At 45.8% G+C, this 12,681-nt stretch carries 13 protein-coding genes; 2 read left to right on the top strand and 11 right to left on the bottom strand.

The window, feature by feature from the left end; genetic code table 11:
• Window positions 1-42 precede the first annotated feature (42 nt).
• Complete coding sequence (locus tag BMZ22_RS01005; protein WP_090080123.1) at window positions 43-1,113, bottom strand: TRAP transporter substrate-binding protein; 1,071 nt, start codon at window positions 1,111-1,113, stop codon at window positions 43-45.
• Window positions 1,114-1,475: 362 nt separating this feature from the next.
• On the opposite strand from BMZ22_RS01005, the gene BMZ22_RS01000 reads away from it, so the two are divergent.
• Both BMZ22_RS01000 and BMZ22_RS00995 read left to right on the top strand, forming a co-directional pair.
• Window positions 1,476-3,071: an ABC transporter permease gene (locus BMZ22_RS01000; protein WP_090080120.1), complete on the top strand. Its 1,596-nt coding sequence runs from the start codon at window positions 1,476-1,478 to the stop codon at window positions 3,069-3,071.
• 167 nt (window positions 3,072-3,238) lie between these two features.
• The gene (locus BMZ22_RS00995) at window positions 3,239-3,694 is read left to right on the top strand and encodes an OsmC family protein (protein ID WP_090080118.1); all 456 of its coding nucleotides are present in this window, start codon (window positions 3,239-3,241) and stop codon (window positions 3,692-3,694) included.
• Window positions 3,695-3,895: 201 nt separating this feature from the next.
• On the opposite strand, the gene BMZ22_RS00990 is transcribed toward BMZ22_RS00995, so the two are convergent.
• The 10 genes from BMZ22_RS00990 to BMZ22_RS00945 all read right to left on the bottom strand — a co-directional run bounded on the left by BMZ22_RS00990 (window position 3,896) and on the right by BMZ22_RS00945 (window position 12,561).
• Window positions 3,896-4,744 (bottom strand): formate/nitrite transporter family protein, encoded by an 849-nt coding sequence (locus BMZ22_RS00990; protein ID WP_090080116.1) that lies wholly within the window; start codon window positions 4,742-4,744, stop codon window positions 3,896-3,898.
• Window positions 4,745-5,299: 555 nt separating this feature from the next.
• On the bottom strand, window positions 5,300-5,965 hold the full coding sequence (locus tag BMZ22_RS00985; protein WP_090080114.1) for a YrrS family protein: 666 nt from the start codon (window positions 5,963-5,965) through the stop codon (window positions 5,300-5,302).
• Between the two features lie 111 nt (window positions 5,966-6,076).
• Window positions 6,077-6,748 carry a uracil-DNA glycosylase gene (locus tag BMZ22_RS00980; RefSeq protein ID WP_090080112.1) on the bottom strand — a complete coding sequence of 224 codons (672 nt, stop codon included), beginning with the start codon at window positions 6,746-6,748 and terminating at the stop codon, window positions 6,077-6,079.
• A 244-nt stretch (window positions 6,749-6,992) separates the two neighbouring features.
• Entirely contained in the window at window positions 6,993-7,700 is a 708-nt protein-coding gene (locus BMZ22_RS00975; protein WP_090080110.1) for a hypothetical protein, read from the bottom strand.
• Window positions 7,701-7,717: 17 nt separating this feature from the next.
• Window positions 7,718-8,305, bottom strand: a complete 588-nt coding sequence (locus tag BMZ22_RS00970) for a cob(I)yrinic acid a,c-diamide adenosyltransferase (protein ID WP_090080107.1) — start codon at window positions 8,303-8,305, stop codon at window positions 7,718-7,720.
• The gene (locus BMZ22_RS00965) at window positions 8,306-8,752 is read right to left on the bottom strand and encodes a bifunctional adenosylcobinamide kinase/adenosylcobinamide-phosphate guanylyltransferase (RefSeq protein WP_090080105.1); all 447 of its coding nucleotides are present in this window, start codon (window positions 8,750-8,752) and stop codon (window positions 8,306-8,308) included.
• An 85-nt stretch (window positions 8,753-8,837) separates the two neighbouring features.
• Window positions 8,838-9,644, bottom strand: a complete 807-nt coding sequence (gene cobS, locus BMZ22_RS00960) for an adenosylcobinamide-GDP ribazoletransferase (protein WP_090080102.1) — start codon at window positions 9,642-9,644, stop codon at window positions 8,838-8,840.
• Complete coding sequence (locus BMZ22_RS00955) at window positions 9,634-10,479, bottom strand: cobyric acid synthase (RefSeq protein ID WP_090080100.1); 846 nt, start codon at window positions 10,477-10,479, stop codon at window positions 9,634-9,636. The genes cobS and BMZ22_RS00955 overlap by 11 nt, the downstream gene beginning before the upstream one ends.
• Window positions 10,476-11,036: a bifunctional adenosylcobinamide kinase/adenosylcobinamide-phosphate guanylyltransferase gene (locus BMZ22_RS00950; RefSeq protein ID WP_090080097.1), complete on the bottom strand. Its 561-nt coding sequence runs from the start codon at window positions 11,034-11,036 to the stop codon at window positions 10,476-10,478. The genes BMZ22_RS00955 and BMZ22_RS00950 overlap by 4 nt, the downstream gene beginning before the upstream one ends.
• 70 nt (window positions 11,037-11,106) lie before the next feature.
• Window positions 11,107-12,561, bottom strand: coding sequence for an adenosylcobinamide amidohydrolase (locus BMZ22_RS00945; RefSeq protein ID WP_090080096.1), 1,455 nt, complete (start codon window positions 12,559-12,561; stop codon window positions 11,107-11,109).
• Window positions 12,562-12,681 lie beyond the last annotated feature (120 nt).

Here is a 12,681-nt window from a genome sequence, read left to right as displayed (position 1 = left end):
CACACCCAGACTAAGTTGGAACTTAGTGCTGGGTGTTAACTGTTATTCTATTGCATCCAAGTATGTCTCATTCCCTGCAGCTTCAAGTAATTTGATTAGCTTTTCTTTATCAACTTCGTCCGCATATTCTTCATAAAAAGGGATGGCAGAATCAACCCACACTTGTTTTTCTTCTTCAGATAACTCCCTGAATTCAGCTCCTTCGTCTTCAAGCATTGTTATTAGCTCATCTTTACGTTCACTGTTTAATTCTCTTAAATGTGTAACTGTATCATCAATCGATGACTGGATAATTTCCTGATCTTCCTCAGACAGGCCATTAAAGAAATCCTGGTTCATGATATACACTTCGGGATCGTAAATATGCTCTGTCATTGTAATATACTTACTGACCTCGTGGAATTTCCCTGTATAGATAAGCCCGAGCGTATTTTCAACGCCATCTACTACGCCTTGCTGCAGCCCATTAAACACTTCAGTAAAGGCTAAAGGGGTTGGATTTAACCCTACACTTTCCCAATAGGCGATATGCATAGGGACTTCCATTGTGCGGAGTTTCACGCCTTCAGCATCCTCGGGCGTAACCACTTCACCTTGGTTATTTGATAAGTGTCGCCAGCCAAGTTCACCATAGCTTAGCCCGACAAATCCATTTTCCTCTAACCCTGTTAATAATTCTTGACCAAACTCGCCATCAAGCACTTCATGTGCGGTCTCGGTATCTTTGAAAATGAATGGAAAGTCAAATACTTCCAGTGCAGACGAGAAGTTTGCAAGAACTCCAACTGAAGGGGAAGACATTTGAATATTTCCAGCCTGCGTGCTTTCAATCATTTCTCTCTCGCCACCCAGTTGGCCATCAGGATAGATCTCGACTTCGATTCTTCCATCAGATCTTTCTTCAACAAGGTCCTTAAATTCCAAAAACGCTTCGTGTTGGGTCGTTTCTGTTGAGACAACGTGAGCAGCTTGAATCGATATTGTTTCACCGCTATCATTCGTATCTCCGGAAGATTCTGCGGCGTCACCTGATTCTGAATCGCCACCGGAACATGCAGCTACCACTAACAGGGCCAAACCGATTAAAAAATAAAACAGTCCTTTTTTTAACATTAATTAAACCCCTTCCTTTTATTTAATTCAAATTGCATAGTGCCTATTGCACGATAAAGCGAGGGCGGGACTGAATAATCACCTCCATAATTCTAAGTTTAAACGCTTTCACGGCTGGAAAAAGAGTCATACTTGACGAATTATTCGACCCGATACAACATGAAAGCGCCTTTTTCCTTTGTCGATTGTCGACATCTACTAAATTATCTAAATTATAAAATTATTATCACAGCTTGTCAAATATTTTTTAAATTCAAAAAAAGTAATATAAGGAGGGGTCTGACCCCATAGCAATCTGGTCTCTTATAACATATGCGCTTATAATTATAGTAAGGGGTTGATTTTTTAGGGGGGGATAACGAATGTTTAACGGAACGTGGCTGTTAATAAGGTTAATGTTGCGTCAGCAACGGTTTAAATTTTTCGTCTGGCTTACTGGTCTTGTCGGTGTGACACTCGCTGCTGCTTCGGCTTATCCATCAATGTACCCGGACTCGCAGGCGAAACAGGCTTTTGCCATAACAATGAAAAATCCTGCGATGATTGCAATGGTCGGGCCGGGTTATGAGAAGGATGCATACAGCGCAATCGGTGCACTGTTCGCGAACGAGATGCTTCTCTTTACCGCCATCACAGCAGCTATTATGAACATTTTACTCGTAACACGGATGACTCGCGGGGACGAAGAAGATGGCCGGACTGAAATGATTCGGTCGCTTCCGGCAGGCCGTCTCGCTTACATATGTGCTTCCGGCATTATTATCGTGTCGTTAAACGTTATGTTAGCTGTCATAACAGGAGCTGGATTGATGTCTCTCGGGATTGACAGCTTGGATGCCGAAAGTTCATTTTTATACGGATCAATTTTAGCGGGAACAGGTCTGGTGTTCGCCGGATTTACAGCCGTTTTCGCCCAGGTGGCCGAAACTTCACGCGGCACAAGCATCCTCGCATTTGGAACACTGATTATAGCCTATTTACTGCGGGCGTTTGGCGACGTGAAAAGTGATGTGCTTTCGCTTATTTCACCACTCGGTTGGACTGTAAGAACGAACGTTTTTGTTAACAATCACTGGTGGCCGGTTTATTTGTTTCTTTTACTTACCATTGGGTTAATCGCAGTCGCGTTCTGGTTACAATCCATCCGTGACCTTAACGCTGGTTTTATTCCGGCAAAAAACGGACGCGTACACGCCTCACCCTTCCTGTTGAAACCATTTGGCCTGATTTTACGGCTGCAGCAAACAAATCTGTTGATCTGGGGAATCAGTCTTTTTTCGCTGAGTGCAGCGTTTGGATTCATCCTCGGTGATTTGGAAAATTATTTTTCGGATGTCGCGTTTATTGAATCAATGCTTAAAGACACCCCGGGCGGGAACTTGACCGATCAATTTATTTCGCTTTTGATGGCGATTATGGCGTTGATCAGTACGGTGCCGTCCATTATGGCCGTGATGCACGTTAAAGGCGAAGAAACGAAACACCGGACCGAAAATATATACAGCCGTGCTATCTCACGCACGCACCTGCTAAGCAGTTATCTTATCCTGGCCATTGCAGTTAGTTACATCATGCAGGCGCTCGTTGCTTTAGGTCTATGGGCTGCAAGTTTAGGTGTCATGGCGGATCCGTTGACATTGCAAACCATCTTTTCCGCTGCATTTGTCTACTTGCCGGCAATATGGCTGATCACAGGGATTGGTGTGTTGTTGATTGGGTTGCTTCCAACGTTAACGCCGTTTGTCTGGGCGTTTGTATTCTATGGCTTCGTAACCGTCTATATAGGAAGCCTGCTTGATCTTCCCAACTGGCTTAACAATCTTTCAGTCTTTGAACATATCCCGCAGCTGCCCGCTGCCGAAATGGATGTGACGCCGATCAGCTGGATAACGGGCATTGCCATTGCAGCCATGGTTACCGGTATTATCGGGTATCAAAAGCGCGATTTGAAAGGATAAATTTCAGATACCCTTGCCTTCTGCTCAAGGGTGTGTTAGTATATATAACAATTCCGATCAAATTAGTAGTGATTAAGACCGCTTCTTATCAAGAGAGAGGGGGACTGACCCCGCGAACTGAACGTGAAGGGTTTTTATTTCATTACATAAAAAGGAGAGATTTCACATTGGCAAATACAACAGTAAGTGCGAAGGCGGTTTTGAAAGACAATCTATTAGTGGAAACAGAATCACGGGGGCATAAAGTCATCGTGGATGAACCCGAAAATTTAGGGGGAACTGATAAAGGCATGAATCCCGTCGAGCTGCTGCTTTCCTCATTAGGAGCATGTCAGTCAATCGTCGCTCGAACGTATGCTGAGAAATTTGAGATTGAGCTGCAAAACTTCCGGGTTGAATTGGAGGGTGATATCGATTTGGACGGCTTTCTGGGCAAATCAGATGTCCGGCCCGGTTTTTCCGATATTCGCTATGTATTCTATATTGAAACCGACGCTCCGGAAGATAAATTACAAGCATACAAAGATTTCATTGAAGCCCATTGCCCTGTCGGGGATACCATCGCAAATCAAGTTAATCTCGGATCGGCAAAAGTCGTTGTCGAAAAAACCGTCAAACAATAATAACTGGGACGGGACCGGAACATAATTGAAAAGAGCAATATGAAAGACGAACGATAATCAAGGCGAGGAGTACTGCTTCACAGAGAACACTTGCAACACGACGAGCACCCAAGCATATTTCCGGGGCGGTGTATCCCGCTTCCTTTCCTAATAATCGTTCGTCTTTTTATGAATTTAAAACTTTTGTCTCAGCCTTCCCTTCTAATTTTTAATTTCTTTTCGATATGCATAATTGAAAAGCAGGGAAATAAAGATGGCGCCGCCGATAATGTTACCGATACTCGCCGGAACGAGGTTAAGGAATAAGTATTCGTACCATTCATAGTTGTCAGTTTTGAAGAGGCCCATGCTAAAGTAACCCATATTTGCGGCACTGTGCTGAAAGTTACCTGCCACAAAAAGGATAACAGGCAGCGCTGTTCCCATAATTTTCCCGCTCATGTCCCTGGCCGAGGTTGTTAAGAAGGCAGCCATACCAATGAGCCAATTGGCGATTATCCCTGATAGAACGACCTGAATCCAGCCTGACCAGCCACGCTCAGCAAATTGCATTTTATGGCCAAGAAGTGTCTCAAGCCCTTTTGAGAATTCAGGGGTCATGGAGCTCGAACTGATTATTAACAAAGCTACAAAAAACGCCCCTGCAATGTTGCCTATATAGGTTACAGCCCAAAACTTTACAAATTTATGCTTTTTCCAATAAGATTTCTGCAAATAATAGGTTGGTAAAAGCACATTCACCTCGGTAAACAAAGCTGATCCTGATATGAATACCATAAGATAGCCTGTGGCAAACCCAACTCCCTCAAGCAGATAGGTCAGCCCCTTAGCATCAACACCGAGCGAAAGGAGCACCGAGAAAACGGCACCAAATGTCATAAATGAGCCGGCCGCCAGAGACAAAGTGAACAGGGACGGCATATTTGTATTAAGATGCTCTTTCCCTTTTTCACCGAATGTCTGCATTACCTGTGACGGAAGAAAAAACTGTCTCTCAGCTTCTTCTTGTGTATCGTTGTCTTTGGGTTCCTGATTGTCGTTGTCGTTCATTAAGCTGCCTCCTATCCGTTTGAGGAATAACCGGCCGCCTTATATGGTTTTTCCCTTTACGGCATCTGTCGTTTTTCGTTTATTAAACATCTCAATTTTTACTATTTTCAATCTAAAAATCGGGTGTTAGCTTAAATTGCATAACGTTTCTAGTTGTCATGCCTGCTCCTGTATACATTCATTAAAATTTCCCCGTTAATATCTTTGTGTAAACATGCAAAATTCTCATACGCGCTGAAGACTGTGTTAGCAACTACACCGCCTCCATGAAAGCTGATGGTTTAAGTTTTAGAAATTAAAGGAATTACCGTTTACACCTTTTGAAAAAGGGTTGTCAGCCTTTAAAACTTACTTCGCCAGTTAGGTTTCTATTACGTGAACAACATCTGCAGCCTCACTTCTCAATAAGAGCTTCATGGCGCGACTTGCAGGTGTCGGTCCAGTTATGTTAACCGCTGTATGCTGGGGCATTATGGCCAAGGTGTCTGACAACTTGTCCCCCCACAAACAAAAAAATAGCGTACTAAATCTGTGCGATTCAGTACGCTTCACTTATTATCGGTTTTGACGATCGACATTTGTCACTTTCCAGCCCTGTTGGTCGACCCACTGGAGGTCTACGACATACATCCAATCCTGGACGCCTTCAGGACTAACTTTACCGACTGATTGCTGGGGGCCTCCCCCGCTTTCCAGGCGCCAGAGCGTCATGCCCTCGCCCACACCTGTTGCCATTTGAATGGCTTTCACTTTTTCATTCCAGTCGACAGACCCTTCTTCATAGCTGGATGTATGTTCTCCAGTCTGGGACGTGCCAATCGGTTCGCCTATCTGGTCTGAATTAACGCCGTTTTCGTCCTGCTCTTCCTGCTGTGAATCATTATCTTCTTGTCCGTCGTTTTCGCTATCGCTGTTGTTTTCATCATTATTGCCACTTTGTTCATTGTCATTTTCTTCCTGTTCTGAGTTTGATCCCTCACCTGAGTTGCCTGATTCATTTTGGTCGGCATCTTCATTTTCAGTGATTTCGACGTCTTCATCATCGCCATTTGACCCGCCTTCATTAGGTGCGCTGCCTTGTTCATCTTCGGCTGTATCGCTGCCGCCAAAAAGGATATTGCCGCCGACGACAAGTATCAGAATAAAGACAATACCGATCAGCGTATTGAGTATAAAATGCTTATTCCGTTTATTTTTACGCATATCAGACCGTGTGTTCATACGAATCCCCTTTCCAAGTCAACGAAAGTATCTCGATTAATGAATTGTCAGCCATCAATTCCCTTTTCGCTTGTATTCCAAACTGCCAATAGTTGGTTCCGGCACATGGCATCAGGATCGCAGTTTCCAGTTAATTTCCTCCCGGCCTGATTGCTTTAAAAAGTCATTCGCACGTGAGAACGGTTTGCTGCCAAAGAACCCTTTATGCGCAGAAAAAGGGCTCGGGTGCGGCGATTTTATAATGAGATGATGTGCACCGGTAATGAGGGCTTCTTTCGCTTGTGCATGCCGGCCCCAAAGCATAAACACGACCGGGTCCTGCTTGGCATTTACTTGCCGGATGACTTCATTTGTAAAATGTTCCCATCCTTTACCTCGGTGTGAGGCCGGCTTTCCCGCCCGTACCGTCAATACGGTGTTCAACAGAAGCACACCTTGCTTGGCCCAATCGGTCAAGTTACCATGATTTGGACTTTCAATTCCGAGATCATCATACAATTCTTTATAAATATTTTTCAATGACGGCGGAATGGCAACGTGCGGCTGCACGGAAAAACTCAAGCCGTGCGCCTGATTCGGCCCATGATACGGGTCCTGTCCAAGGATGACCACTTTCGTATTTTCATAAGTTGTATAGTGCAGGGCGTTATAAATATCATGCATATCCGGATAAACGGTTGTACGGGTGTATTCCTGCTTTAAAAATGATCGCAGCTCCTGATAATAGTCTTTTTCAAATTCGTCCCCCACAACCGGCGCCCAGTCATTCGTTAATACAGCCACAATTTCAGCTCCCAACAACAAATCAATATCTTTAATATATCATATCACGCTATCAGTAAACTGAAAATGGGACGTGTGGTTCAGAGAGGTGGAAACGCCTGGCTTTTAGTCTAGTTCGCGTGGTGTGGGGCGGATTTCGCGTAGTCTTCGCTGGATATCGATTGGTCTTCGCCGAATTTCGCGTCGTTCTGCCCCAATTTCGGTTGGACCCATCAAATTTCGCGTGATAACCCCATTAGGTTCACTATTCACTCTCAACAGCTAACAGTCTATGGAAATAACGACCGGCTATGCTACTTATGTTCGGCTCATCATCTTTATCAAAAGCAATCAAAAAACAGGTGGCCGGACCGGCGGATTTTTCTAAATTGAGCACGCATTCCAGCTTATTTGACCGGTGTGTCCAGCCCCTCCACTTTTCAGCAATCCCTTTTGAACCAACTGGAAGAACTGCTTTCACCGACTCCAGCCGGCACAGATGCTGAAATAACCAAAGTGGTGCAACGTCATCATACTGTTCAAGCACTTCTTTACCAACCAGTGGCTTCCCGATAACCGCAAATGCTTCCCGGCCTGATAGACGGCTCGTTTTCCCGATCGGGCGCGTCCCAATGATCGTCAGCCCGAATCCGGATTGCAACCCGGCAAAATTGCTCTCGCTGCTGCCGGTCATCGGAATCCGCTCTGACCCCAGTTCGTTCAATACCGCTGCCACCCCATATTTATACGCCGGCCAAGCTTCGTCACTCGTAAAATTATGTATCACGACCGTTTGAATGTCACCGCCGGCAGCTAAACATTCCATTGCAGCAACACGGCAGGCAAAACGGCCGACAACGCTATTGGATGTCCTCACTGCATCATCTGGCTTTTCACCAATTGCCCCACTGTTATCCGATGCAATGACAAGTTCTTGCTCAACCGTCAACGGCACCACAACCACGTTGCTCATCACAAATCGAGCTCCTTTTATGAATCTCTTCGCTTCTTATTTGATCCGCGGAAAACTTTTGCACTGCGGGCATACTCGACATCCGGTACTCCCAGCCTGGCATTAATAACACGTGCAGCTGCGAAAAAGTAGTCCGACAGACGGTTCACATATTTCAATGGAACAGGTGAGATATCATCTTCTGCTTTCATGAGTGACACAATCATTCGCTCAGCCCTGCGTGCAACCGTTCGGGCAATGTGAATCGACGACGAGGCATCTGAACCGCCCGGCAATATAAATCGTTCCAATTCGGGCGCTTCATCGATCAATTCGTCCATTTTATTTTCCAGATAAGTGATCGGTTCCTCAGACAATTTATGTTCGCGTTCTGCTTTAATATTCGATAATTCGGAGCCGCAGTCAAACAACTCATGCTGGATCTTTTCCAGGTCGGCCACAATATCCGGGAAAATAGCGGTATCCAATTCTGCAATCGCCTTTCCGACAAATGAATTCACCTCATCGATGGTTCCGTATGCTTCAACGCGGATATCGTCCTTGTCCAATCGTCCGCCAATAACACTTGTTTGTCCTTTGTCACCAGATTTTGTATAAAGTCGCATTTAAAATCTCTCCCTTTTTATTGTTTGTTCGATGCCATACCAGATGAGATCAACCCGTTCGGCTTTGGCCGCCAGACGCTGGTACAGCCACCCGGTCATATCCCGCCACATCCGCTCTTCCTTATTTGCCGGCACAATCCCTTTGGAAATATCCGTGCCGATGATAACCAATCTACGTCGGCTGTCAGCTTTTTCCCATGCCAGCCAGGGTTCGATTTCCTGCATCATCTCCCGGCATTGTTTATCGGGCAAAATGGCGGGATCAATTTGAATATTTACCCATTCTTCCAGGCCTTCCAGCACCACAACTTCCGGCAACGCTTCATTGCACTGTTTCTTTAGCGTATTGCCGTCATAGGCACTCAACCATAAACAATGTTCCTGAGCGTAGTGATTTTTCACCCATTTTCGTTTGCCATTGAAGGCACCGCCCGTAATGAAGTGCACCGGCCACCCTCCTTCCAATCACTGTAACTTCAAAAAAGTTTCGCATCAAATCGGCGGGTCGCTCCCCCCCTGCATATTCCCCTTGTTACACCATAGCAAAGGAGTGTAACTGCCACATGACAATCCATAACACCAATTCCAATCCTTCTGAACTCGCGCCAAGTGTATCACCCGATATGCCACCGAAATGTTTCGTGATTTTTCCGGTGATGATATAACCCACAACGGCTGTAGAGCTGACCAGTATAAAATAGCCCGCCAACAATTCAATGTTTAAAACGCCGATCAATAAACCAATGACAATTAAATAACAACTGTAAATCAACCAGTTTATTCTGCTTGAACCTTGTTTAAAAAAGTGAGCCATACCGCTGGCCCGGGCTGCCGGAAGCATCTGCAGATAAACACCCATCAGCATTTTCCCCAGAAACGGAACGGTCACCATCAATAGATAGGTCCAATCATTTGTCATGGTGGCCAATTCATAAAAAACGACAAAACGCCCGGCAAGGAAGACGACAACAGACAGTACGCCAAACGCGCCGACACGCGGATCTTCCATCACTTCAAGCCGCTTTTCCGGCTCCCGGTACGAAAAATACGCATCACTTGTATCAATCAAACCGTCCAGGTGAATCCCTCCTGACAGCACAATCAAGACAAGCCATAAACCCATGGCTATTGAAACTTGCGAAAATGGTGTATAGGACAGCAGTAAAAATAAAACGGATGCATAGATGACGCCTTGAAGCAATCCGAGCAGCGGAAATGTCTTTAATACATATGACAAGCTGGATTGGTTCATCGGAAGCCCCCTATTAATGGGGATAATGGTAAACAGCTGCAGGTTAATGCCCATGCCTGTTAAAATGCCGCGTAAACTAGTGAACATGTGATTCACCAAACACAATGGCTGTCAGCTTTTGACAGTCCACATAATGCTCCACATGCCGTGCCAGTCTGTCATAGGTTGATTCTTTTTCCCTGGCGCTGTCAGTCGACGGCTCCTGTGTTCTGAACCCGTCCTCTTCAGCAAGGTCATGCTCAATATGCGGTATTACGCCCAAAACGGGGATCCCGGTATAGGCCTCTAGCCACTCGCTGCCTGAGGCAAACGAAGTGACATCGCCATGAAATTTGTTAATGACGAGCCCCTTCACCCGATTGCGCTCTTCCTCAGCGAGCAATGCCAATGTTCCGGCAACACTCGCAAAAGCACCGCCTCTGTCAATGTCAGTGACCAGAACGACCGGAACGTCCGCCATCTCGGCAACAGCCATATTGGCCAAATCATGCGCCTTCAGGTTCATCTCCACCGGACTGCCTGCACCTTCCGCAAAAATGAGATCATGCTTCCGGTCTAACTGTTCCAGAGCTGATTGAATCGTTTGTTTGGCGTCATTGTAATAGGTCATTTGATAATTATTGCCGTCGATTGCGTTGATTCCCTCGCCCATAAAAATCACTTCTGTCTGGTGATTGGCAGAAGGTTTTAACACAACGGGATTCATATATGCACGTGGCGAAAGACCTGCCGCTTCAGCCTGCTGAGCCTGCGCTACACTCATCTCTTTTCCATCTTCCGTCTGAATCGTACGGTTGGACATGTTCTGTGCTTTGAATGGTGCAGCGGCATATCCTTTTTCAGAAAACAACCGGCACAGAGCAGTTGTGATTAGACTTTTACCAACATTGGAAGCTGTTCCTTGAATCATAACCCCTTTCATGGCACTGCTCCTTTCTTGCAAATCGGCATCCCGTTTTCGACTAAATAAGCGGTATCTGCTTGGTCAACGATATGTTGATGCGCATTTCCGAGTATGTATTGATAATTTCTTATGGAGGGCTGCTCAAAGGGAACCCCTTGCGTCACTTCGTTGGATACGACAATTAACGTGGCAGATGTTTCCCTCAGACTGATCAAATCGGTTAATATGACATTTATGACATGTTCAGGATCTGACATATTACCGTCAAATAAATAATTGTTTAATAGGGTTGTGACACAATCAAGAACGAGGATATCGTGTTTTGAAAAATGATTGGCGATGCGCTGTAAATGATCCGGGCATTCCCATGTCGACCAGTCAACTGATGCGTTTTCCCGATCTTTACGGTGGCGCGTAATCCGGGCAGCCATTTCTTCATCAGACGCTACGCCACATGCGATATAATGCAAAATCGTTCCCTGCTTTTTGCTTAAATCAGCTGCCATTGTTTCGGCAAAGCTGCTTTTCCCGCTTCGAACTCCGCCTGAAATGAATATCAATTGTTCTGTTTCCATTCAGCTAATGCCTCCATTAAAACTTATTGATGTCTGCACGAAGCCGTGCCGTCCGGTTGGATGAGCATCGTTATTTCCCTTGATCATTTATAATGGCTTTTTTCGTTTCAGTAAAAACACTTTGCCCGATCAGTTGACCCAGTTCCGTTGCGGCTCCGGCATATGGTACCGATCGCCCTTGTTGTGTGGCCGCAACTAAAATACTGTCGGTTGAAGTGCCTGTTGCGATCGTCCCCGTCCACTTGTCATGAATGTCAAGCTCCTTTAGTGCTTGGGCCTTTGCTTCAGTGGCCGTCATAATTGCTTGGATAAATGCTTGATCAGTTAAGCAGCCATTGACAAACAACCAAATATTGATCGTCCCTTGCGCAAGCGTTTGAGCAACAGGTCGGGCGCTGTCTGTCGCGTTCTCTGTCCCCGCAGTCACTACGGTAAAAAGGGATACACCTTTGTTTTCAGAATGGCTGTGGGCAACGTTTTTCAAATCCACCGCCGTCATCATGCCAACAGTGCGTGATACGTCAAATCCATTTGTTTCAAGATAAGCCTGCATTTCGTCGGCAGGATCGGCACAATAATAATCATCCGGCACATGACGATTGACAAATTGGTTGTTCCAGCCGATTCCAGCACCACATACACCCGAAGACAGCGTTCTAAGCGGAATGGGTGAGGTTAAAGCAATTCGGTCCGTCTTAACACTCAGCATCGATGAATCTATTTTTATTGGTTTATTATGCATTTCAAGGGCATCCGGCAGCAGGTGCATCTGTGGTTTAGCAACTACCGGGTGCGGATATTTTCGCACATTGGTTTTGTAAACGTCTTGAATCAAATGTTCTTTCAGGACGCCATCAGGTGAATGAATCGCGCGCTCTTTCCCTTTTTCAAGCAGCAGCAGCCGATCACAGTAAAGACTGGCCAGATTCAGATCGTGGAAGATCGACACAACGATTAATCCATCGTGTTTCGTTCCTTTTTTCAACAGATCCAGTAAATCTTTCTGATAAGCTAAATCCAAGTGGTTGGTCGGTTCATCAAGCAGCAGCAAATCAGGTTCCTGTGCGAGTGCCTGTGCCAAAAACACACGCTGTTGCTCGCCGCCCGAGAGTTCTTGAATCGTCTGGTGCTGAAACCCCGTAATATTCGTCTGCTCCATCACCGTCTGAAGCACCCGCTCGTCATCAGATGTCCACGTCTGAAAAAAACCTTCGTGATGTGCATACCTTCCAAGCGCCACCGTCTCTCTCACTGTATAAGAAAACGCATGCGCCGTGAGCTGGGGAAGAACAGCCATTTTTTGTGCTAATGCCTTCCGGGAAAAAAGGTCTATGTTTCTATTATTCAGTTGGATCGAACCCGAACTATTAGGAATCAGACCGCTGATCATCTTCAACAGCGTCGTCTTACCGCTGCCATTTGGTCCCAATATCCCAAAAAAATTTCCCTGAGCAACTGAAAAACTGATATCTTGAATAACCGGCTCGCCGCCATAGCCGCCTGACACATTCTCCAGCTTCAGCATGGCATTCACCTCCTTTTCATAGGGACCACGCGATTTCCACCGGGGTTCACGCGATTTCCACCGGGGTTCACGCGATTTCCACCGGGGTTCACGCGATTTCCACCGGGGTTCACGCGATTT

Origin of the sequence: Lentibacillus persicus (genome assembly GCF_900112705.1) — a bacterium.
Classification (GTDB): Bacteria; Bacillota; Bacilli; order Bacillales; family Amphibacillaceae; genus Lentibacillus; species Lentibacillus persicus.
This window is presented reverse-complemented; position numbering and strand designations above follow the sequence as displayed.